General features: G+C 58.7%; 22 protein-coding genes. 10 read left to right on the top strand and 12 right to left on the bottom strand.

Features of this window, described 5'->3' with window-relative positions:
• Positions 1 to 392: class I SAM-dependent methyltransferase (locus tag AB5Z25_RS06965; RefSeq protein ID WP_368135141.1), on the bottom strand; the 392-nt coding region annotated here is incomplete at its 3' end.
• A 435-nt stretch (positions 393 to 827) separates the two neighbouring features.
• On the opposite strand from AB5Z25_RS06965, the gene AB5Z25_RS06960 reads away from it, so the two are divergent.
• Positions 828 to 1,229, top strand: a complete 402-nt coding sequence (locus AB5Z25_RS06960) for a hypothetical protein (RefSeq protein WP_217107645.1) — start codon at positions 828 to 830, stop codon at positions 1,227 to 1,229.
• Positions 1,230 to 1,357: 128 nt separating this feature from the next.
• On the opposite strand, the gene AB5Z25_RS06955 is transcribed toward AB5Z25_RS06960, so the two are convergent.
• Complete coding sequence (locus tag AB5Z25_RS06955; RefSeq protein ID WP_217107644.1) at positions 1,358 to 2,170, bottom strand: putative RNA methyltransferase; 813 nt, start codon at positions 2,168 to 2,170, stop codon at positions 1,358 to 1,360.
• 216 nt (positions 2,171 to 2,386) lie between these two features.
• On the opposite strand from AB5Z25_RS06955, the gene AB5Z25_RS06950 reads away from it, so the two are divergent.
• Positions 2,387 to 3,769, top strand: coding sequence for an MATE family efflux transporter (locus AB5Z25_RS06950; protein ID WP_217107643.1), 1,383 nt, complete (start codon positions 2,387 to 2,389; stop codon positions 3,767 to 3,769).
• Positions 3,770 to 3,796: 27 nt separating this feature from the next.
• Here the strand turns inward: AB5Z25_RS06950 and AB5Z25_RS06945 are convergent, their stop codons facing one another.
• On the bottom strand, positions 3,797 to 4,663 hold the full coding sequence (locus AB5Z25_RS06945) for a LysR family transcriptional regulator (RefSeq protein WP_217107642.1): 867 nt from the start codon (positions 4,661 to 4,663) through the stop codon (positions 3,797 to 3,799).
• A gap of 158 nt (positions 4,664 to 4,821) precedes the next feature.
• Here AB5Z25_RS06945 and AB5Z25_RS06940 point away from each other — a divergent pair, with 158 nt between their 5' ends.
• Both AB5Z25_RS06940 and AB5Z25_RS06935 read left to right on the top strand, forming a co-directional pair.
• Complete coding sequence (locus AB5Z25_RS06940) at positions 4,822 to 5,724, top strand: DMT family transporter (RefSeq protein ID WP_368135140.1); 903 nt, start codon at positions 4,822 to 4,824, stop codon at positions 5,722 to 5,724.
• A gap of 88 nt (positions 5,725 to 5,812) precedes the next feature.
• Positions 5,813 to 6,538 (top strand): uracil-DNA glycosylase, encoded by a 726-nt coding sequence (locus tag AB5Z25_RS06935; RefSeq protein ID WP_368135139.1) that lies wholly within the window; start codon positions 5,813 to 5,815, stop codon positions 6,536 to 6,538.
• A gap of 50 nt (positions 6,539 to 6,588) precedes the next feature.
• On the opposite strand, the gene AB5Z25_RS06930 is transcribed toward AB5Z25_RS06935, so the two are convergent.
• From AB5Z25_RS06930 to AB5Z25_RS06920, 3 genes are all read right to left on the bottom strand, one after another.
• Positions 6,589 to 7,269, bottom strand: coding sequence for an SDR family NAD(P)-dependent oxidoreductase (locus AB5Z25_RS06930; protein ID WP_368135138.1), 681 nt, complete (start codon positions 7,267 to 7,269; stop codon positions 6,589 to 6,591).
• Between the two features lie 9 nt (positions 7,270 to 7,278).
• Positions 7,279 to 8,001, bottom strand: coding sequence for a VUT family protein (locus tag AB5Z25_RS06925; RefSeq protein WP_368135137.1), 723 nt, complete (start codon positions 7,999 to 8,001; stop codon positions 7,279 to 7,281).
• Positions 8,002 to 8,157: 156 nt separating this feature from the next.
• Positions 8,158 to 9,771, bottom strand: a complete 1,614-nt coding sequence (locus AB5Z25_RS06920; protein ID WP_349129970.1) for a peptide chain release factor 3 — start codon at positions 9,769 to 9,771, stop codon at positions 8,158 to 8,160.
• Positions 9,772 to 10,162: 391 nt separating this feature from the next.
• On the opposite strand from AB5Z25_RS06920, the gene AB5Z25_RS06915 reads away from it, so the two are divergent.
• The 4 genes from AB5Z25_RS06915 (at position 10,163) to AB5Z25_RS06900 (ending at position 13,096) form a co-directional block, all read left to right on the top strand.
• The gene (locus tag AB5Z25_RS06915) at positions 10,163 to 10,543 is read left to right on the top strand and encodes a GntR family transcriptional regulator (protein WP_368135136.1); all 381 of its coding nucleotides are present in this window, start codon (positions 10,163 to 10,165) and stop codon (positions 10,541 to 10,543) included.
• 23 nt (positions 10,544 to 10,566) lie between these two features.
• Entirely contained in the window at positions 10,567 to 11,448 is an 882-nt protein-coding gene (locus AB5Z25_RS06910; RefSeq protein ID WP_368135135.1) for an ABC transporter ATP-binding protein, read from the top strand.
• Positions 11,445 to 12,152, top strand: a complete 708-nt coding sequence (locus AB5Z25_RS06905) for an ABC-2 transporter permease (protein WP_349104977.1) — start codon at positions 11,445 to 11,447, stop codon at positions 12,150 to 12,152. The genes AB5Z25_RS06910 and AB5Z25_RS06905 overlap by 4 nt, the downstream gene beginning before the upstream one ends.
• A 68-nt stretch (positions 12,153 to 12,220) precedes the next feature.
• A complete protein-coding gene (locus AB5Z25_RS06900) occupies positions 12,221 to 13,096 on the top strand; it encodes an EamA family transporter (protein ID WP_271736980.1) in 876 nt (291 codons plus the stop codon).
• A gap of 15 nt (positions 13,097 to 13,111) precedes the next feature.
• Here the strand turns inward: AB5Z25_RS06900 and AB5Z25_RS06895 are convergent, their stop codons facing one another.
• From AB5Z25_RS06895 to AB5Z25_RS06880, 4 genes are all read right to left on the bottom strand, one after another.
• Positions 13,112 to 13,903 (bottom strand): EFR1 family ferrodoxin, encoded by a 792-nt coding sequence (locus tag AB5Z25_RS06895; protein ID WP_368135134.1) that lies wholly within the window; start codon positions 13,901 to 13,903, stop codon positions 13,112 to 13,114.
• A gap of 37 nt (positions 13,904 to 13,940) precedes the next feature.
• On the bottom strand, positions 13,941 to 15,245 hold the full coding sequence (locus AB5Z25_RS06890; protein ID WP_368135133.1) for a chloride channel protein: 1,305 nt from the start codon (positions 15,243 to 15,245) through the stop codon (positions 13,941 to 13,943).
• Positions 15,246 to 15,370: 125 nt separating this feature from the next.
• Complete coding sequence (locus AB5Z25_RS06885; RefSeq protein ID WP_343006642.1) at positions 15,371 to 15,904, bottom strand: LOG family protein; 534 nt, start codon at positions 15,902 to 15,904, stop codon at positions 15,371 to 15,373.
• A gap of 35 nt (positions 15,905 to 15,939) precedes the next feature.
• The gene (locus AB5Z25_RS06880; protein ID WP_368135132.1) at positions 15,940 to 16,365 is read right to left on the bottom strand and encodes a potassium channel family protein; all 426 of its coding nucleotides are present in this window, start codon (positions 16,363 to 16,365) and stop codon (positions 15,940 to 15,942) included.
• Between the two features lie 223 nt (positions 16,366 to 16,588).
• Here AB5Z25_RS06880 and AB5Z25_RS06875 point away from each other — a divergent pair, with 223 nt between their 5' ends.
• Positions 16,589 to 19,393, top strand: a complete 2,805-nt coding sequence (locus AB5Z25_RS06875; protein WP_368135131.1) for an ATP-binding protein — start codon at positions 16,589 to 16,591, stop codon at positions 19,391 to 19,393.
• Between the two features lie 42 nt (positions 19,394 to 19,435).
• Positions 19,436 to 19,915, top strand: a complete 480-nt coding sequence (locus AB5Z25_RS06870) for a pyridoxamine 5'-phosphate oxidase family protein (protein WP_368135130.1) — start codon at positions 19,436 to 19,438, stop codon at positions 19,913 to 19,915.
• A 69-nt stretch (positions 19,916 to 19,984) separates the two neighbouring features.
• Here the strand turns inward: AB5Z25_RS06870 and AB5Z25_RS06865 are convergent, their stop codons facing one another.
• Together AB5Z25_RS06865 and AB5Z25_RS06860 are read right to left on the bottom strand one after the other, a co-directional pair.
• Positions 19,985 to 22,177 carry a hybrid sensor histidine kinase/response regulator gene (locus tag AB5Z25_RS06865; RefSeq protein WP_368135129.1) on the bottom strand — a complete coding sequence of 731 codons (2,193 nt, stop codon included), beginning with the start codon at positions 22,175 to 22,177 and terminating at the stop codon, positions 19,985 to 19,987.
• Positions 22,174 to 22,620, bottom strand: coding sequence for a substrate-binding periplasmic protein (locus AB5Z25_RS06860; protein ID WP_438265595.1), 447 nt, complete (start codon positions 22,618 to 22,620; stop codon positions 22,174 to 22,176). Before AB5Z25_RS06860 ends, AB5Z25_RS06865 begins: the two co-directional genes overlap by 4 nt.
• Positions 22,621 to 22,735: the final 115 nt, after the last annotated feature.

Genomic DNA, 22,735 nt, shown 5'->3' with positions numbered 1-22,735 from the left:
ATACTGTCCTCGCCCGCATGTAAGCGCATGCGCGCCACGGCTGTCGCAAGCGCCGGATCATCTGCCGCGCGGTCCAAGGCATCCTTGAGGAGCGCCGCAATCACGCAATCCTGCTCATACAAATCGACCGCAAAGCCCGCGGCCGCGAGCAGCAGCGAATCCTCGCCAAAGCCTGCCGTGGCGTCAATTGCCCACGGCCGCTCGATGCCTTTTGCACGCGCAGCCTTCACCAACAGCTCTTGCTGCAGACGGCCCTGCTTGAGTCGCGGCAGCATGCGGCCAAAATCGGCACGCAGCTCCATCGTGCCGTCGGTGAGCGTGAGGCCCTCGGGCTTCCCGGTCAGCTCAAGCCCCGCGGCCCGAGCAACAGAAAAGGGATCGACGACGCCCATGGGTACTCCTTAGCAAGCAAAACGAATACGTGGGCGCCGTTCATGACGACACCCAACCGTCCGCTATTGTCCCACATGTGACATGGCCCACAGCATCCCAATGCAAAGCACCGCCATCAATCCCGTGCACACGGCAGCGATCACGGAATCACTCATGCGCCTTCCCAACGACCGCGGCTCACGCACTTGCCCTGCTCCGTACATCATGGCTCCTCCTTGAGACCAGCTCCTTGTTACGACCTCATCATCGCAGCGCCGCACATGAGCTGCCATCGATTTGGCTTACGTCCAGCTTTCCTTTTTGAAAGGTTGGACCGTACAGGCAAGAGACGCTTTCAAACGCATGCATCGCCGCGTTGAACTACAATGTGCTTCACCATATGTGCAGTACATTGGGTGCGCCAAGTTGGCGTACTCGTATCGAAAGGACCAGCCATGAGCTTCACTCGCAAGACTCTCAAAATCCTTGCTCTCATCTACTTTGTTTTGGGCATCGCCAGCCTCGTCACCGCCGGCGTCGGTATCGCCACGGGCGGTCTCGATTCCACGTACGGTTCGTACGCCACGCTCGCAGCGGTCGTGCTTATCGCCAAGGGTCTCGTCGACCTTGCCGCAGGCGTCGCCGGTATCAAGGGCGCCAACAAGCCTTCGCAGGTGGACGGCGCGTTTAAGCTCGGTATTGTTGCCGCGGTCGCCACGCTTGCCCAAGCGGTGCTTACGCTTCCCGCGTTTGGCGGCGACGCCATCAACTTTGGCGCCTTTGTCGTCGTGGTGTACGACCTGTTCTTTGTTCAGCAGGCACACGCCGTTAAGGCCGAGAACAAGGACCGCCTGTAAGCGCCCGCTTCTCATAACCTCTGTTTCAGCCAAGCAACTAAAAAGGGCCGATCGCGCATCTCCGCGGTCGGCCCTTTACGTTTGCCCAGATAAAACCTGCCAAAATAAATCTGTCCCTTTTTGGTAGGTTAGTGGCGGTACTCGGCGATGATGAAGTCGATGTCGGTTTGAAGGGTGTCCAAATTTGCCAGGCGTTCTTTGTCGGAAGGGCGCGTACGGTAGTAGTACGGCGTCATCTGGAACACTGCCTCGATGTCGGCCTGGGTCTGAAGCGTAATATTCGCAGACACCCGCTGCATTCCGACTAACTCGAGCTCGGTGGTCTTCGGCAGCTTCTCATCGTTAAGGTACGGCGTGTCGTAGAGCACCTCCTTAAGCCCAAAGAGATGACGGGCGCCCGGCACCACGGTGTAGAGCGAGCCCTCTGGCGCCAGCACGCGGGCAAATTCGCGCTCGTTAAAGGGAGCAAAGAGCTCGGTCACCATATCGAAAGCGCCATCGGCCACGGGGATATCCTTCATGTTGGCTACGAAATAGGCTGCATCGCCGCGCTTGGCGGCCAGGCGAACCATCTCTTTGCCCAAGTCGAAACCGTAAGCATCCACGCCCGGCACCGCGCCCATGGCGCTGGTGTAGTAGCCCTCACCGCAGCAAATATCGAGCAGCGTCATGGGATCTTTCGTAAACGCGGCGCGCCCAGACACCTGCTTGCGCACCAGCTCAACCATCGCATCGCGCAACGGCGCATAGTATCCACGGTTCAGAAAGTCACGACGGCTGCGTGCCTGCGACTTGGGATCGCCCATGGAGTCGCCGCTCTTGGACGAACGTAGTAGATATAGATAGCCCTCGCGAGCTCGGTCAAACCGGTGTCCGCCCGCACATGCAGCACCACGCTCGTCGTCCACCAACGGCTCATGGCAAACGGGACACAACAACATGGCAACTCCTTAGCGCGAACAACACAACGCCCACCATTGTCGCACGCCTTCCCCGCCTAGTCATTGGGGACGTTCTTGAATGACTAGTTAGAAGAGATAAGGAGTGTCCCCAGCTGCCGGCAGAAAAGGAACGTCCCTACGTGCCGACTGGTTGCATTAGGAGTATCATCATCTGCGCAAATAAGCACGAAAGAGCATATTAGAGATTGAGAGCATATGGCTGACACCGTATCTAAGCACATTGACATGACCACCGGCTCGCTGTGGCGCAATATCCCCCTGTTCGCCTTCCCCGTGGCCGCCACGAGCATCTTGGAGCAGCTGTCGAACCTCATCGCCACGGTCATCATCGGTAACTTCTCGGGCGACCAGGGAACCCTCGCCATGGCAGCGGTCGGCTCCAATGTTCCGCTTACCAGTCTTATGCTCAACCTGTTTATAGGCATGTCGCTTGGCTCCAACGTGGTCATCGCCAACGCCATCGGCCGCAACGATCAGAACATGGTCAAACGCGCCGTCCATACCTCGATTTTAATGGCGCTCGTGGGCTTTGTCGTCATCGCCCTGGGCGAGGTCTTTGCCGAGCCCATGCTCGCCGCGCTCAACGTTCCCGCCGAGACCATGCCGCTCGCTTCACTCTACCTACGTGTCTTTTTGCTCAGCATGCCCTCGATTTTGCTCTACAACTTTGAGGCCGCGATTTTCCGCTCCGTCGGCATCACCCGCATGCCGCTGCAGGCGCTTGCCGTGTCCACCGTCCTCAACATTGGCCTGGACCTCATCTTTGTCCCCGTACTCCACTGGGGCGTCGCGGGCGTCGCCATCGCCACCGCCATCGCCTACACCGTCAGCGCCGCTACGCTCTTTATTCGCCTGCTCAAGACCGACTCCGTCGTCCGCGTCACCCCGCGCGACCTGGCTATCGACCCCGTCGCCCTCAAGCGCATCGTTAAGATCGGCCTGCCCGCCGGCATCCAAAGCGCTGTCTTTGCCGTCGCCAACATCATCATCCAGTCCGCCATCAACAGCCTGGGCACCGAGGTCATGGCGGCATCGAGCGCCGCCATGAGCCTGGAGTACGTGTGCTACAACCTGCTCAACAGCTTTAGCCAGGCTTGCACTACCTTTGTGGGACAAAATCACGGTGCCCGTCAGATCGACCGCTGTACCAAGACGCTCAAGGTCTGCCTTGTCGAAGGCGGTATCGTCGCGCTCACCACAATTATCGTTATTGTCGGCCTGGGGCGTGAGATCTTGTCGCTGTTCAACAGCGATCCCAACATCGTCTCGATCGGCTATATCCGCGTGTGCTCGATCTTCCCGGCGTACGCCTTTAGCATGTTCTACGAAAACATGTCAGGCTACCTGCGCGGCTTTGGTATCTCGCTCACGCCCGCCCTCATCACCATGATCTGCGTCTGCGGCATCCGCTTCTATTGGGTGTTCTGCGTGTTCCCGCACTTCCGCACCTTTGCGAACATCATGATGGTCTACCCCATCAGCCTGGGCACCACGGCGTTCTTTATGGTCGTGGCGGTACTACTCTGCCACCCGGCACGCACCTATCGCGCCACCCAAGCCAAAGCGACAGCCCGCTAAACACCGCACTCAACGCCACGCCAGTCATTAATTGACAATATGCGAGCTCATATAGTCGATAAAGCGCCTCGTGGCGATGGGCATGGTGTCCCAGCTGCGCCAAGCCGCCACTACGTCGCGCGAGGGAGCATGCACGATGGGACGTACGCGAATATCGGCCCGCATGCCCTCAACGGTACGGCGATATAGCATACTCACGCCTAGGCCCTCCTCCACCATCGCCATGATGGTGTAGTCGTCGGTGACCTCGCTCGTCACATGCGGCGACAGCTCATGCGCCGCAAATGCATCGAGCACCAGACTCTGTTCGCCCTCATCCAGCAGCACAAACGGCTCGGACGCCAGGTCGGCGAGTGTCACCTTTTCCTTTGCCGTCAGCGGATGCGCGGCCGGCAACAATGCTACCAACTCGTCGTGATAGACCACGCGCTTCTCGAGCCCGGTGGTAAATCCGCGCGCCGTAAAACAAAAATCAACCACGCCATCGTGCACCCATTGAGCGTTGCGCGTGTAATCGCCCTGCTTGAGGGTAAAGCGTACGCCCGGGTGCAGCGCACCAAAGTCGCGGATCACGCGTGGCAACACAGTACGGCTCACGTTGGTAAACGTCGCAATGCGAATATCAGTCGACGAAAGCCCCAGCAGTTCCTGGCGCTTGCCCTCGAGCTCAGCCTCGGCAGTCACAATCTGTCGCAAATACGGCAGGTACTGTTTGCCATCGCGCGTAAGCGACACACCCTGCTTACCGCGCTCGATAAGCGTGGTGCCCAGCTCACGCTCGAGCGCCTTGACGGCCTGGCTCACCGCGCTTTGCGTATAACCCAGCTCGTCCGCCGCGCCCTTAAGACTGCCGCGATCGACCACCATGCAAACAATCTGATACCGCGATGCCATCGTGCCTCCACATCAATGAAGCCGTAAAACGTTTTGCCAGGGCTTTTTCTGCATACATTAGTATTTCTTAATCATACTGAAGATACATTCGCTTTACTACATCCACATCTGGGAGCAGAATCCTTTTTGCGAAACCGTTCTGTAACAAAAGGAGTCCCATGGATCGCAAAAAAGCAATCGCGCTCTCATTTTCCGTTCCCGTCGCATGGGGCTTTTCGTATCCCCTCATGAAGATCGGCATGGACAGCATGAACGCCACGAGCATCGTCGCGCTACGTTGCATCATCGCCTTTGTGGTCTGCCTGTTGCTCTTCCACAAGCACGCGTTGCGCATCAACCGCGACCTTATGGTCCGTGCCGCCATCATCGGCGCCATTATGGCAACCGAGCTCACCTGCATGTGCCTGGGCTCCAGCCTCACCTCTGCCTCCACTGCCGGCTTTTTGCAGAGCCTGACGGTCGTGATCGTACCGTTTGCCAACGCCGCCCTGCTGCGTCGCGCCCCCGAGCGCAAAGTGCTCGTCGGCACCGCCATCGTCACCTGCGGTATGCTGCTGCTCTCGGGCGCCGACTTTACCAGCCTGAACCCGGGCGCGATCATCATGCTGCTCTCCGCCTTTGTCTACGCCGGACACATCATTGTGGCGAAGCGCTTTGTCGAAGATGTCGACCCGCTGGCTCTGGGCGTTTGGCAGCTGGGCTTTGGCGGTTTGTTCTCGGGCGTCGCGGCATTCACCTTTGGCGGCTTCACGCTTCCCAGTACGCCCAGCGAGATCGTGGTCGTCATTGCGCTCGCACTCATCTGCTCTGCTTACGGCTTTATCACCCAAACGCTCGTGCAGCCCCACGTGCCCGCCGAGACCACTGGCTTCGCCTTCTCGCTCGAGCCGGTCTGCTCTGCCGTCTTTTCGTTCTTCCTGGTCGGCGAAGTCCTGAGCCCCATCGCCTTCTTTGGCGCCGCCCTCATCCTCACCGGCGTCATGGTGGCAACCGTCGAGCTTCCGCGCCTTCGCGCGCATGGACAGGCTCGCATGGCAGGAGCGCCCGAGCACGTCTCGTAGACCCCGCTCTTCATACAGCCGTGGCATAAAGGCAACCGGTGCGCCTTTACAATAGATGCCAACAGAGCATCTGCCATAAAGGAGCCCCATGGACACCGCAACCCGCGACCTCAACATAGCAACTTGGTTGGGCAATGCGCCGCAGCCGGTACGTGACACTACGAACCAGCTGCTCGAGCGTATCGCCCTTTTGCGTGGCGAGCAGACCATCTACCCGGCACAAGACGACATCCTCAATGCCCTCGCCTACACGCCGGCCGACCAGGTCAAGGTTGTCATCTTGGGTCAAGACCCCTATCACGGACCCAACCAGGCAATGGGGCTGTCGTTCTCGGTCCCCGCGACGCAAACCAAGTTGCCGCCGAGCCTGCGCAACATTTACAAGGAACTCAAAGCCGATCTGGGTTGTCCCATTCCCGCCACAGGAGACCTAACCCCATGGGCACAACAGGGCGTCCTGCTCCTCAACACTACGCTCACCGTGCGCGATCATGCCGCCAACTCGCACGCCAAACTGGGCTGGAGCACGCTCACCGACTACGTTATCGAACGCTGCTGTCAGCTGCCCCAGCCGATAGTCTTTTTGGCATGGGGCCGCTTTGCCCAGCAGATGGTCGAAGGTAAGCTCGTCGCAACTGGTGCGGGCAAGGCAACCGACAAGTTCTGCCTGGCCTCCACACACCCCTCGCCGCTTTCGGCCAACCGTGCCACGGCAGAACTCCCCGCTTTTATGGGGTCGCGCCCCTTCTCCGCTGCCAATCGACTACTCGAACAGCACAGCTCGACCCCCGTCAACTGGACCTGCCTCGGCTAAAAATCGATACATCAAAAACGCGCCCGACAGCTTTCCATCGGGCGCGTTTCCTATTCGGGCCAAATAAATTGTGTGCGGCCGGCCTCGCCGCCATCGATCAGCAGACTCTGTCCGGTCATAAACCGGTTGGTCACGCCCACAAAGTAGATCCACTCGGCGATCTCTTGGGCGGTAGCCCAGCGTTTAAGCGGCGTGAGCTCCATAATCTGGTTCCACAGGTGCTCGTCTTCCATCACGCAACGGTTGAGCGGCGTGATAACGCCGCCCGGGTCCACACTGTTGGCGATGGCCTGCGGCGCCAGACGGTTTGCAAGGTTCTTGGTGTAGGCGATAACGCCGCCCTTGCTGGCGGCATAGGCGGGAAACTCCGATCCCGTATGTCCGCTCGCGGACCCCACATTGACCACGGATTTGATAGCGGGCGCCGGCTTGGCGACAAGCCCCTCCCCCACAAAAGCGTAGCACTCGGTCACGTTGATGGTGCCACACAGGTTGGCGGCGATATCGTCGGCCGAATCCTGCGTACCGGCAACGTTCACGATCACTTGGGGTTCAAGGTCGCCTGGAAACGAGCCCGGCTCGCGGACATCAACAATCAGATGGCGGTAGCGCTCGTGTTCGATCGACGCCGGCAGCAGATCAAAGCCCACGACCTCGTGGCCCTCGTCCAAAAAGCGCTGCACGCATGCGGCTCCGATACCGCCCGAAGTACCCGTGATCAAAACCCGCATACTTGCTCCTTAGGCGGTTGCGTGGCGCTCGAGGTACTCGGAGCCCACATTCTCGCGCTCCCAGCCGCGCACGACCTTGTAGCCCACGGGGCTCAGGAAGACCTCGCACAGCAGCTCGGCAACAGCGCCCGTCAGCGAGCACATGAGGACTTGCACCCAGGTCCAGCCGAAGAACGTGTGGCTCACCACAATGGCAAAGACCAGATTGTCGATAAACTGGCCAACACCCGTGGACACATAGGAGCGGAAGGCAAAGCTCGCAAAGTTATTCTTTTTGAGCATACGGCCGAGCGACTGGTTGAGCGTGGAGTTAACCACGGCAGAAACGAGCATTGCCAGCGAAGAGCCAAGCACCACGTACCAGGTGCCGCCGATAGTGGCGTTAAGGGCAGTGTTGACCTCGATCATGCCCGTGTCGTAGTAGGCGCCCCACATGCCGGGCGTGAGCGAGCATGCCCAAAAGCACAGGCTCACGACCAAGTTGACCAGCAGCGCGAGGATAGAGATTTTGATGGATGCCTTGGCGCCAAAGCGCTTGCAGATCATGTCCTGGCACAAAAACGAGACCCAGCTCACCACAAAGCCGCAATCGAGTGCCAGATACGGCAAGCTGATAAGCTCCTTGTTGGCCAGCAGGTTCATCATGATGACGCTCACGAAAAACAGCGAAACCGTTGCCGCGGGAATGCTCCGCAACAGGACCTTGTAGTCCTCCATGACCTTCTTGATCATTATGTACTCCTTTGGTTTTAGGTTTAACGAGCAGGATATCGGACCCGAACTGCTCGGACGCCCCGGTCTTGAGACGACGGTGGGTATAATAGCCGCTCACACGGCATAAGGCAAGCAAACGGCGCGGCAGCCCCGCAGGACCACCGCGCCGATACGTTAAAAGGCTACGTTGCCAAACTCCGACAGGATCAGGTCGGGGTTGTGGTCGGTTGCCCAATCCACGTTCCACGGGCTCGTGAACAGCAGCAGCTTACCGCCGCGCATGTCCTCGACGCGCAGCGTGTCGCGCGTGAGCGAAAGGCCCGGGATATCAATAGTGTCGGGGTCGTTCTGGATCCAGCGGATGTCCGTATAGGGCAGCGGCTGGCGACGAACCTCAACACGGTACTCGGCCTTGAGACGGCGCTCGAGCACCTCAAACTGCAGCACGCCGACCACGCCCACGATGACGCTCTCCATGCCGGCGCCCAGCTCGCGGAAGATCTGGATGGCGCCCTCCTGGGCAAGCTCCTCCATACCCTTGACGAACTGCTTGCGCTTGAGCGTATCGACCTGCGTAATGCGAGCGAACATCTCGGGGGCAAACGTCGGGATCTGCGGATACTGCACGTGGCGCTTGCCAGAGCACACGGTGTCGCCGATGCTAAAGATACCCGGATCGAACAGGCCCACGATATCGCCCGCGTACGCCTCGTCAACAATCGCGCGGTCATCGGCCATCATCGAGGTGCCCGTGGCCAGCTTGAGTTTACGGTTGCCCTGCATGTGGAAGGCATCCATGCCACGCTCGAACTTGCCCGAGCAAATGCGCACAAAGGCGATGCGGTCTCGGTGGTTCTTGTCCATATTGGCCTGGATCTTAAACACAAAGCCGCTAAAGTCGTCGCGGCAGGGATCGACCGGCTCGCCGGTGAGCGTATCGGTATAGGCGCGCGGCGTCGGGGCCAGACGCAGGAACTCCTTGAGGAAGGGCTCCACGCCAAAGTTGGTGAGCGCTGAGCCAAAGAACGCCGGGCTCAGCTTGCCGCAGGCCACGGCATCCAAGTCGAGCTCGTCGCCGGCACCATCGAGCAGCTCGATGTCGTCCATCAAGTTCTTATGGTTTTCCTCGCCGATGAGCTCGTCCATGGAAGGATCGCCCAGCTCGGCCTCGACCTCGGCGACCTTCTTGGTGGCGTTGGCGTGGCCGTCGCCCTCAAAGGCAATGACGCGACGAGTCTGACGATCGAACACGCCGCGGAAATTGCGGCCGCTGCCGATCGGCCAGTTCATGGGATAGGTGTTGATGCCCAGGACATTCTCGATCTCTTCCATGAGCTCAAACGGGTCGCGGGCCTCGTGGTCGAGCTTGTTCACAAAGGTGAAGATGGGAATGTGGCGCAGCGTGCAGACCTTAAAGAGCTTCTTGGTCTGGGCCTCGACGCCCTTAGCGCCGTCGATGACCATGACAGCGGCGTCGGCGGCCATAAGGGTACGGTAGGTATCCTCCGAGAAGTCCTGGTGGCCGGGGGTATCGAGGATGTTGACGCAGGCGCCGTTGTAGGTGAACTGCAGGACCGAGGAGGTAACGGAAATACCGCGCTCCTTCTCGATGTCCATCCAGTCCGAGACGGCATGCTTGGCCGAGCTCTTGCCCTTGACCGAGCCGGCGGTCTGAATGCTGCCGGTATAGAGCAGCAGTTTCTCGGTAAGCGTGGTCTTACCGGCGTCCGGGTGGCTGATGATCGCGAATGTGCGACGCGACGAGATTTCATCCGACAGGCTTGCCATGCGGATCCTTTCTTGCATTGAGTGCATTACGTCGTTGTAACCGCATTATTGTAGCCGCGAAATCCCGCCATAGGGCACCTATCAGGACAAATTCATCAGTTAGGGCCAGGGTAGCAGTCGATGGCGGCACTCCGCAGCAGTTTGTCTCGATCTGTAACATCTAGACGGTTTTTGAACCTCTACCTGTTACAGATTTAGACAAACAGGTGGGGCCCGCCAGCAAAATCTCAATCTGTAACAGGTAGCCGTCCAAATCGGTTCCAGATGTTACAGATTGAGATGAATGAACGAGCGGGCAATCCGTATTTACCTCTTGCATAACTGTGTATAGTATATATATACTGTGCTTACCGGTTATATACACGTGTAGCCCATCAGCTAAGGAGCCGCTGTGGACATCATCCTATCCAATTCGAGCGACAAGCCCATCTACGAGCAGATAACCTCGCAGGTCAAAGCCCAGATCCTTTCGGGCACGCTCGCTGCGGGAGCCAAACTCCCCAGCATCCGTGCACTCGCGAGCGATCTTGGCGTGAGCGTCATCACCACCAAGCGCGCCTACGCCGACCTGGAGCAGCTCGGGTTTATCTGCACCGTGCAGGGCAAGGGCTGTTTTGTCGCCGAGGGTAACCAGGAGCTTTTGCGCGAAAACCAGCTCTGTCATATCGAAGAGCTGCTTGCGAAAGCGGCAAGCCAAGCCGAAGCCTTGGGCGTCACGCGCGACAAACTGCACGAGATGCTCGACCTGGTAGCCCCCAAAACCATGCAGTAGCCATCTGCAAGAAAGGCTATACCATGCAAAACTTGCTTGAACTCAAAGGCATCTCACGCACTGTAAGCGACCGCTTTTCGCTGCGCGACGTCACGCTTGCCGTGGAGCCTGGCCAGATCGTCGGCTTTGTTGGTGCCAACGGTGCTGGTAAAACAACGACGATTCGAGCTGCTCTCGGGCTTATAAAGCTCGATGCCGGCGAAGTGCACCTGTTTGGGCAGCGCTGTGGCGCCGACGCGCCCGATGAGTCGCAACGCCATCTACGCTCCCGCGTCGGTCTTGTCCTGGACACGTGCCCCTTCCCCTCCACGCTCAAGGTGGGCCAGATCGAGGCGCTCGTAGGCCCGGCGTACCCCACGTGGGACCGCGAAACGTTCGCCGGATTCATCAACCGATTTGGCCTCGATCCCAAGACAAAGGTCAAGGACCTCTCCCGCGGCATGGGTATGAAGCTGCAGCTCGCCTGCGCGCTCAGCCACAATGCCGAGCTGCTCGTTTTGGACGAAGCCACCGCGGGCCTCGATCCCATGGCACGCGAGGAACTGCTCGATGAGCTGCTCGCCTTTGTCGCCGACGGTCAGCGCAGCGTGCTGCTCTCGAGCCACATTACGTCTGATCTCGATCGTGCTGCCGACCGCGTCATCTGCATCGATAACGGCTCGATTGTGTTTGACCTGCCACGCGAGGACATTACCGACCGCGCCGGCATCGCCCACTGCACCCAGGCACAGGCCGCCGAGCTCATGGCTTGCGTCGAAGGCACCCGCGCCGCCCGCCACGCCTACAGCGTGGACGTGCTCGTGCCCAACCACTGCGAAGTGCTCGAGGCCTTCCCCGAGATTCCCTGCGATCGGGCAACCATTGATGACTATCTTCGCTTCATGCTGAAAGGGGCCTTGAAATGAAACGCGCCATTATGTCCGAGCTTGCCATCGTTCGCACGCTCGTCCCGAGCATCGCAGGTGTCGGCCTGTTCATCTTCGTCGTGCTGACCGCCGTCAGGGCATCGAATGGTGATTCCGATATGAGCGCCGCCGGCGCCTTCGCGATCAGTGCCATGTCGCCCATCATGGCCATGACGTCGCTGGCCGGGCTCGACAACCAAAACGGATGGGAGCGCTATCGGGCAACGCTGCCCATCTCACGCAAAGACATCGTCAGCGCACGCTACCTGTGCATCACTATTTTCTCGGTCATCATGACGTGCGCGGCCGTGCTGTTGAGTATCGTCGCCATCCCGATCTTAAACAGCGTGGGTATCCCCTCCACGGGAGAGACCGTCTTTGAGACCGCAATCGCCTCGGCAATATCGATGCTTTTCTCCCTCATGGCGGTGTTTTTGGTACTGCCTCTGTTCTTTCGATTTGAACACATGAAGGCGCAACGCCTATCCGTTGGTCTATACGCCCTATACATGTGCCTTATCATGGTCACGCTAAACTCATTCAACCCCATCAGCAACCAGCTCATGTCGATGATTGCCGGGGCGAATCCCGATCCTTCCGTTCTTGGCTTCCTGTGCGCAGGAATTGCCGCGCTGGCAACGGTCGTCCTTGGCGCTGTCAGCTGCGCCATCAGCACCAAGGTCTACCGGGCACGCAACCTATAGGCAAGCGCGGTATCATTGGACATGCGCCATAGATCTGGCGTGGTCTTTTTTGAGGAGGCGCTCAACCCGTGTCGTGGGTCGTCGCAGCATTTGCGTCAGCATTCTTTGCCGGCATCACATCCATCTTGGCCAAATGCGGCATCAAGCAGACCGACTCCGATGTCGCGACGGCCATTCGCACCTGCGTGGTGCTCGTTTTCGCCTGGGCAATGGCGGGCATTTCTGGATCCATTGGAACCATTGGCAGCATCGAACCCAGATCCTGGCTCTTTCTCGTCCTCTCGGGACTCGCTACCGGCGCTTCGTGGATCTGTTACTTTAAGGCGTTGAGCATCGGAGACGTCAATAAGGTCGTACCGGTCGACAAGATGAGCACCGTGCTCGCCGCGCTGATCGCCATCGTGCTTTTTGGCGAGACGAGCAACCTTGCGGTTAAGCTCGTGGGAACCGCCGTCATTACCCTCGGCACGTTTTTAATGACCGAGAAGCAGCAATCCGCCGGACCCGAGCAGCAGCAAGACCGGACCTGGCTCGCTTACGCCCTCGGCGCCGCCATGTTCGCAGCACTCACCTCCGTCCTCGCTAAGATCGGCATCGAAGGCGTCGAGTCAAACCTGGCCACGGCAATCCGCACCTGCGTGGTACTGGTTATGGCATGGGCAATCGTGGCAGCTAAAGGCAAGATGGGCCAAGCCGTGCACGTAGACCGCTACGAGCTCGTATTTCTCGCGGCATCGGGCATCGCGACCGGAGCATCGTGGCTGCTCTATTACTATGCCATCGCCGCAGGCCAGGTGAGCGTCGTGGTGCAGATCGACAAACTATCGATTGTCGTATCGGTACTATTTGCGCGCTTGGCATTCAACGAAAAGGTCTCGCGGCGCAGCGCCATCGGTCTCGCCCTCATCGTACTGGGCACTGCGGCGCTCGCGGTTTGGAAGTAGCGCGGCCAGCAGCCGCTACATCCTCACACCTGGCTTGGGATGCCTGTACTGACCGTGGGATGCCGTGCGCTTACCGTGCGAGATGGCAAATTTGGGACAACGGTGCAGGCAACGAAGGCAGGCTGCGCACTCCGGCTTTGTCCAGACGGGAAGGCCGTCGCGCATCTCAATCGCCGCCATGGGGCAGCGCTTGGCACACAGGCCGCAGCCGATGCAGCGATCGGCATCGACGGCAAACTTGCTCGTCTGTTGCATGCGCGGCAGCCCAATTGCGTGATACGCGCACGATGCAAACAGAGGCACGCGATGGCGCATCATGTTGCCCGTGCGGCGTGCCCGCACCGCCTCGATCACGGCATCAATCTGCGCCTCGGCAGCTCTATTGATACCCTCAACCTTTTGAGGGTCAGACAGGTCGAAAACAGGCGTCCAGGTATCGGGCATCTTGACGCTCATCGCCGCATCTAACTCGAGCCCACGCTCGTGCAGCAGGTCGCGGGCAAACTTGGCAGATTGGCCGGTCGTCGAACCGTACGTCGAAACATAGAACGTATAGGGGCGCTCGCCGCCCTTTGCACCGGCAGCAATCGACAGGTCGGCAGTCTTCAAAAACTCGATCATCGGTGTCGGCAGACCCCAGGCATACACCGGAGCAACAAATCCCAGCTGGCAGGGGCCTTCCGTCGCAACAAGGCGAAGGGCTTCGACATCAAAACGCTCAATCGACACAACCTTGTCGTCTGTCGCCGCCGCAATGCGACGCGCCACATGTTCGCTGTTCCCCGTCGCGCTAAAGTACAGGATCATCTCGTACCCCTCTGGAGTTGACTCGCGATTAACCGCGCTATTTGCGCAGCGGCTTGGGCAGCGGAATGCCGGCGGCGATAACGGCGGCGATGATCATGCAGACGATACCCTTGAGCGGGAAACACATAAGCAGCAGGCCCACGACCATGACGGGCTGACGCATAACGGCGCCCATCGTCGAGGCCGTGCAAACGGCGACGCAAAAGACCGGATCGGCGCCGGTGAGGATAGCAAGGCCATAGCCCAGGCTTACGCCCGAGAAGATAACCGGGAAGAAGTGGCCGCCGCGCCAACCAAGGTTGATGAGGGCGGGGGTCAGCATGGCCTTGACAAGACCGGTCGCGATAAGTACGCCGGCGGGAATGGTCAGATAGGTTTCCATGAGCACGTCGGCCTGGGTCTCGCCGGCAAACATGGTATAGGGCAGGACCGTGCCACAGATGGCGAGCGCCAGACCGGCTAGCATGGCCTTGACGACAGGACGCTCCCCTATTGCATGGGACAGTGCCTCGCTTGCATGCTCAGAGACAAAGTACAGCCAGCCGCATACGGTGCCGACCAACGCCAGCGGAATGAGCCAGGCAAGTTCCAGGTTGCCCACCTCGGCGGACTCGAACCTGGGCATGCCCATGCCGCCGCCCACAAGCTGGCCAAGCAGCAGGTAAGTGCCCAGACCGCCGGCAATCGCAATACCGTAGACCACCGTCTTTTGCGCCTTGGGCAGCTTGATCGTGATCTCGTCGGACGCGGGCTCATCGTCGGCGTCTTCGCCCTGGCCGTCGGCGCTACCGGCAAGCGGCGCCACAAAGCCAAAGACGGGCGCGGTAAAGAGCGCCGTCAGGGCGGCCTGGGTGCCCAGCAGCGTGAGCTCCCTAAACTCGGCGCCAAAGCGACGCATGCGGTCGCCGACCCAGCTGCACAGACCCGCGATAACGCCGGTCAAGCCGGCCTCCGGTCCAATGCTTCCGCCAAACAGCAGCGGCAGCAACGCCGCGAGCGAAAGCTTGCCCAGGTTGTCGTACGGATAGCGCCCGTCTTGCTTAACCTTAGCCATCACCTGGTTGAGGTCATCGGTCTTGGTGCCTGTCATCTTTTCGTACAGACCGATTAACAGGCCACCCAGCAGGCAGACAAAAAACGGGTACGGCAAAAAGCCAAACGGGCCGCTGGCAAGCTCGGGCGAAGAGACGCCCAGCGCGTGCGGAATCTCGGTCCATAGATAGTCGATACCGTGCTCCATCGCAAAAAAGAACAGCCAGACCGCGGCACCTGCGAACGCACCGGTCACGGCAACGCTAGCTAAAAACAGCGCGCGGTTTGTGGGTTTGGCAAGGTTGTCCATCGGGTCCTCCCGCGGTCAAAGTCGACATAGATACGTTTTATTGTAGAGCGAGCGTTGCCCGAACGAGCCAACCATCCACGCCGCGAACGGCACCATTGGGAGCCATAGTGGGGCAGGCTCAAGACTTATCCGTTGATAATCGAGGCAATCTCACGCAAATCGTCGGCAAAGTAGATGCCGTGCTGGCGCCGCGGGCTCGAAAGTCCTTTATCAATCATGTGCCCGAGCAGCGCCTTGAGGTCGTTGTAGTAACCGTCCAGGTTATACAGGATGCATGGAGCACTCAGGTGCCCCAACGACACCGCGGACATGACCTCGGCAATCTCCTCGAGCGTGCCCGTCCCACCGGGAAAGGCGATGAACGCATCGCCGAGCTCGATCATCTTGGCCTTGCGCTCCGCCATATCACTCGTCACGATGAGGTCGTCGATACCGTCATGTTGAAACTCAGCCTCGATAAAAAAGCTCGGCTCAACACCCGTCACGTGTCCACCCGCCTCGAGTACGCTATCGGCAAGCGCACCCATCAGGCCCGATTTTGACCCGCCGTATACCAGTGCGTGTCCGTTGGCGCCAATCCAGTTGCCCAGCTCCTGCACCGCGGGCAGAAACGCCGGGTCATTGCCGGCACTGGCACCCAGATACACGGTGATATGCATATTCAGTCCCCCTGTTGTGGCGCACGACGTTCGTCTTAGAGCTGGCGTCGACGATACTCGCGCACGCGACGCGAAAGATTGGCAAGCTCGTCGCGATCGAGCTCTTCCAAATGCTCCAGATCATTCATAAAGCGCGCCATGGTGTCCTTTTGACGCATCTTGATAAGCGTATTGCAGTAGTTCACCGCCACGCCCGTGAGCATGGCGATGTAGAAGATGCTGATGACGCTCAGAATGACGGTAATGGCGCGAGCAACCGGTGTCTCGGCCGGAATGTCACCAAAGCCAATGGTCGAGACCGTCTCAAAGCTAAACCACAGGCCATCGCCAAACGTGAGGGTCGTGGGCTCGGACAGCCAGACGGCCGTCGAGCACAGCAGATAGAAGACGAGGAACAGCTCCGTAATGCGCACGAAGCCCGCCTGGCGTAACACATCAGCAAGCGTCTTGAGCTTTTTCATCGCGACCCCTTTTCCCAGATGCCCAATCACGTTCGCTCGGTATTGTCCCACGCCTCCCCCGCAAACGAAACTAGTCATTGGGGACGTTCTTAAATGACTAGTCAAACAAGAACGTCCCCAATGACTAGTCGTTTAAGAACGTCCCCAATGACTACCAGCTGCCGACTAGGCAGGCTGAGCTGGTATCCTTATGCGGTAATGTCTCGATTCGTTAGGATTGCATGTGAGAGCTGTCACTGTCCTTCGTTCAGTTATATATCGCGCCCTGGCCGTTGTGCTTGCCGCGCTTGTCGTGCTGAGTTCTATCGCACCTGTCCAGGCTTTTGCCGATGACTCTAGTCAGCAAGTCAAAACGGTCCGCGTCGGCTGGCTCGTCAACAACGAGGGCTTCCAGGACGGCACCCCCGGCGAGCGTCTCTCGGGATGGGGTTACGAGTACCTCCAGACCCTGTCGTACTACACGCCCGGCTGGCGGTACGAATACGTCTCCGGCACCTTCACAGAGCTTATGGACATGCTCGAGGCAGGCGAAATCGACCTCATGCCCAACATCTCCTACTCCGAGGAACGCGCCCAAAAGCTGCTCTTTTCCTCGAACCCCGAGGGCACCGAGCGCTACTACATCTACGCCAAGCCCGATCGCGACGACCTGACCAAGGGTGACCCCCAAGCGCTCCAAGGCCTTACCATCGGCTACAACCCCGACGTTATGCAAACCTTCGTTGGCCAGCAGTGGCTCGCCAACGAAGGCATTACCTGCACATACAGGGAGTATGACGGGGGATCCATGCTCTTTGACGCGCTCGCAAACGACGAAGTCGATGCCGTCATCATGAACGACACCATTTCGTCGCCCGATGCCTCCCCCATGTTCTACGTTGGCTCGAGTGACTACTATTTTGCCGTCCCCAAAAGCCGCCCCGACCTGATGGACGACATCAATGCCGCCATGTCGGCAATCGCCCGCGTCAGCCCACGCTATATCGACGAAGTCAAATCTAACTACTCGGCCCAAAACAGCGGTTCATCATCGCTCAACGGCCCCGAACGTTCCTGGCTCAAAGCAAATGACAACACCATCACGTTTGGCTACATTACGGGCAAACTCCCCTACTGCAACGAAGACGAAGACGGCAAAATGGAAGGCTCGCTCGCATCGCTTGCGACGACGTTGCACGATAAATTTGGCATTACGGTCAAAACCGTCGCCTTTGATAGCTACAAGATGATGTCAAAGGCCCTGTCAAAGGGAAGCATCGACGCTGCGCTGCCGGTATACCGAGATTACTGGTTTGCCGAGCAATCTGGCGTTGTGCAGTCGGTATCGTTGGGAACCGTGTCCCTCACCGCCGTCCACACCGGCGGCAACCTGAACAAAGACCTTCAGAACATCGCCTGCACCAAATCATCGTTTATCAACCGAAATGTACTCGAAAGTCTGTTCCCCACAGCGACCGTGACCGAATACCAATCCGCCGATGAAGCGTTCGACGCCCTCAGGAAGGGAACGGCACACTGCATCGTCGCTCCCAGTTCACGTGTAAAAACCATCGGCGACCGTTATGATCTCGAAGGCTACGAGACGACCGAGCTCCCTGACACCTGTGAGCTCTCGTGCTGGATTTCGCGCGGAAAACCCGAGCTGTTGGGAATCATCAACAAGGGCATCATCAATGCCGGAGAATCGCTCTCCGCAAGCAATTACTCCTCCACGTCGTACACGGCCCAGGAATCCAACACGCTTCAATTCCTTTATCGCAACCGTGCCGCCGTTGCAGCTGCCCTCATCGGTATGTTGTCGGTCGGCATCGTCCTGCTCATCTGGGCACTCGTGCGCGCTCGAACCGAGCGCAAAAAAGCCGATGCCGCCAACGCCGCCAAGACGGCATTCCTCACACGCATGAGCCACGACATCCGTACGCCGCTCAACGGTATCCTGGGCCTTATCGAGATCGAGGAATTGAAGGAAGGCGATATCCAGGTCGCCCGCGAGAGCCGTGCCAAGGCGCGCGTTGCCGCCAATCACCTGCTCTCGCTGATCAACGACATCCTCGAGATGGGCAAGATCGAAGACCGCAAGCTAACACTGGAACATGTGCCTTTTAACCTCAAAGAGCTCTGTGACGATACGCTGGTGCTGTGCAAGCTCCGCGCGTCCAGTAACGGCATCACAATGCAGGACAATAGTCTGCCGTACGCCACGGGGCCATACATGGTCGGCAGTCCCACCCATATCCGACAGATCATGATCAACCTGTTAGACAACAGCATTAAGTACAACAAGCACGGCGGCTCCGTCACCTTTAGCTCAAAGACCAAGCCACTCGATAACGGGCGCGCTCTCTTTTGCTTTAGCGTTTCGGACACCGGCATTGGTATGACTCCCAAGTTTTTAAAGCATATCTATGAGCCGTTTGCCCAAGAAGGTGACGATGCGCGCAGCAAGTTCCAAGGAACCGGCATGGGAATGCCAATCGTCAAGTCGCTTATTGAACTGATGGGCGGCACGATTGAGATTTCGAGTGAGGTTGGCGTGGGGAGTACGTTCAACGTCCAGATTCCGCTCGATATCGACAAAGACCCTCAGGCAAGAGAACGCGCGGACGAGCAAGCAGACAGCTGCTCGCTTGCCGGCATGAACGTTCTTTTGGCAGAAGATAACGAGCTCAATGCCGAGATTGCCCAGGCGCTGCTCGAAAGCGAAGGCATTGTCGTAACTCGCGCCGCCGATGGCAACGAAGCGGTCGACCTATACGTTGGCCGTCCCGCCGGCAGCTTCGATGCCATTCTGATGGACATTATGATGCCGGACATGGACGGCTATGAGGCAACCCGCGCGATTCGCCTGAGCGAGAAGGTCGATGCAGCCGACATTCCCATCATCGCGCTCACCGCCAATGCCTTTGCCGAGGACGCCAAGGCGGCACACGACGCCGGCATGAACGCCCATCTGTCCAAACCGCTCGACTTTAACAAGCTCAAAAACATACTCGCCCGCATCAAGAAAAACGGATCCGTTTCGCTATAGTTTGTGCCCAACCACCACGCACGACCAGAAAGGAAGTCAACGATGTTTAGGCCCTTACGTCGAAAGAAACGCGCCATCACTGACGAGGAAGCGCGCGAACTGCTCGCCACCTGCAAGCGCGGCGTCTTTGCCGTCAACGGCGACGATGGCTACCCGTACGCCATTCCCGTCAACTACTTCTTTGACACCGAGCACGACAAGATTTATTTCCATGGCGCCAAGGCCGGCCACAAGGTCGACGCACTCAAGCGCGATGACAAGGTCTGCTTTACCGTTTACGGCAACGAGTGGTACAAGGACGGTGACTGGGCTCCCTACGTTATGAGTACCGTGGTCTTTGGCCGCTGTCGCCTGGCGAATGACACCCCCGCGCTTATCGAGGACAAAGTCCGCCAGCTCGCCCTTAAGTACTACCCTTCTGCCGAGGAGGTCGAAGAGGAAATCGCCAAGGACATTAAGGGCGTCCAGCTCTACGAGATTTCGATTGAGCATCTTTGCGGCAAGCAGATTCAGGAAAAGTAAGCCCCTCAGCAGGTCTCATAAATAACAATATGGCCCGGTTCCAACCCACCTTGGAACCGGGCCATATGCTTATGAAGCGTCGGCGGCGATGTGCGCCAGCGCCTCGACGAGCTCTTGTGAGCTCACAGGCTTGCTCAGGTGCGCGTCCATGCCCGCCTCGCGCGAAAGTCTGCGGTCGTCGGCAAAGGCGTTGGCACTCACGGCGATAATCGGCGTGGTCGCGGCATCCTCGCGATCGAGTGCTCGAATCCGACGCGTGGCCTCAAGGCCATCGATGCCAGGCATCATGATGTCCATCAACACCACGTCGTACTCGTGCGGTGCGCTCGCGGCAAACGCCTCAACGGCAGACTCGCCATCCTTAGCATGCGTCACGACGGCACCGGCACGGCTGAGTGTAAACTGCGCGATCTCGGCATTCAGATCGTTATCCTCTACGAGCAAAACGCGCAAGCCCTGGAGCGCATCACCATCGCCCGCATCCGCGCGAACTGCCTGAGGAATCTCGGAGCGCTTGCATTTCTCGAACGGCAGGCGGATGGCAAACGTCGTCCCCTGCCCCAAGACGCTCGTAAAACTCATGGTTCCGCCCATAAGCTCGACTAACTGTTTTGCGATAGGCGCGCCCAGGCCAGTTCCCGATGAGGCGCCTTCCACCTGTTGCCCCTCGCGGCAAAACGGCTCGTAGAGGTGCTGTTGGAACTCCTCGCTCATGCCAATACCGTTGTCGGCGATCGTGTATTCATAGACGGGGGCGCCATCCGCTGGCTCCACCTCGCGGCACACCAGGCGAACATAGCCGCCCTGGCGGTTGTACTTGACGGCATTGCCGGCAATATTGAGCAACAAGCGCTTGAGGTGCGTCACGCTCACCCGAGCATAGGGATGATTAAGGGTCTGCTGGTCGCAGATAATTGTCACCAGACGCTCCTCGGCCTGGCGCTCCAGAATATCGCGCACTTCACAGTTGAGTGCCACCAAATTTGTGGGTACGAGGTTCAGGTCGACCTGCCCGCTCTCCAGGCGACTCATATCGAGTGCCTCGTTGGCAAGGTCGAGCAGCAGTCCCGATGCCGTCCAGATTTTCGAGCGGCACTCAGTCTGCTTTTGCAGATCGTCCGCATTGGCATCGCCAACCTCGACCATGCCGCGAATGCCGTTGATGGGCGTGCGCAGATCGTGGCTCATGCGACGCAGAAACTCTGTCTTTGCCGAGTTGGCAGACGAGGCCTCACGCGCCGCCTTTGCCAGCTTGTCGCCATAGTCGCGCTCCTGCTGCAGCAAGTCCGTCAAACGTCGGCGATCAGCGCGGCGACGCACCATCACAACAACGGCTATAAAACCGCTGTAGAGCGCCAGCACGCCGGCAGCAACAGCCGCGACGACCTCGAAGTAACGCCGCGCCGGAGCATAGGTGTACACATAGAATTTGTGCGCTTTTCCAAATGTGCCCAAATACCACTCGCCGTCGGCGTTAATCAATTTGACCTTACCGGCCAGGCATCGATCCTTAATACCGTCGACAATGAAGACGTCCGTCGCAGGCAGATCGAATACGCCCAATACAGTGGGTTCAACGGCATTGGTCGCAACGACCTTGCCGTCGCTTTCGATCACGATATTGCCGCTATCGATGGTTTCATAGCCTTCGAGCAAACTCTGCAGTTTGAGTGTATTGCTTGCAACCGCCTTCGCGCTCTGATGCCTTACCGCGATAACGATGCCCTCGCCATCCTGCCGAGTCACGCAGCCAATGTCTGCGACCGAATCATCCGCAAGCGTGATGCGGGCGGTATAGGACTTAAGCGGATGAGTTGCCACCTCCAGCACGGGTGATTCTTTGAGATACGTAGCGAGCGACTCGTAGCCCACATCGCCCGTCGAGGACTCGGACACCAAATTGCCCGATGCGTCTGTCACGATCAACGCGCTCACGTTGAACTGGTCGGCGTATTGCTCCAGCATGGCGCTATCCACCGAACCGTCGCGCTCCATATCGCGGGCAGCCTCTCCGGCGATCTCCATAACGCGAATCAGGTTTTTGGTCGTATAGGCGCTGTTGAATGCATCGTAGGAAAGGCTCTGCGTCGCCACGTAATCGACAACGTCGGCAAAGCGCTGCTCGGCTTGGGCCGTCATGTAACCGTAGCTCATCATGCCGGCAACAACCGAGAGCACTATCCCCAGCAGAGCGACAAGGAGCCATGCCCCTGCCGAACGATTGCCCCGCTCCTGAGCGGCGTGGTCAGGCACATCGATCATGACAGACCCTCCACATTCAAAAATGGCGAAGGGTCATCAAAGTACTTTGACACCAGGCGTTCCATGGTGCCATCGGCAAGCATTTCTTGGTAGGCATGAGTGAGCTTGACGTCGATGCCGCGCGTATCGTTGATATCGAAAGCAGTGCCCAAACCAACCTCTAGCAGCGGCTCATCCAAAATGCGATACGTTACGCCATAGTCTTTTTCGTAGGTGAGCAGCAAGGACTCATGCGCGGCGATGGCGTCGACCAGGCCTTCGACGAGCGCCGGGTTCAGGCATGAACGGTCCGAAAAGCAGTAGAGTTCCTTGATCTGCGGAACGCTTTCATTTGTGCGATTGAGCAAAATGCCCTCGGGCTTGGTGGTGGACTGAACCGCCACGATCTTATCCTCAAGATCGGCAAGCGTATAGATATCGCTCTGGGGATCGACCGCGACCACCTGGCGGCTCGCAAGGTACGGGCCGGCTCAACGATACTCGTTTTCGCTACCCGTCATGCTAAAGCTGCCCATGACGCAATCGAGCTCGCCGCTCGCCAGCAGCTCTTTCTTCTTC

It is taken from the genome of Collinsella aerofaciens (assembly GCF_040910325.1).
Classification (GTDB): Bacteria; Actinomycetota; Coriobacteriia; order Coriobacteriales; family Coriobacteriaceae; genus Collinsella; species Collinsella aerofaciens_BL.
This window is presented reverse-complemented; position numbering and strand designations above follow the sequence as displayed.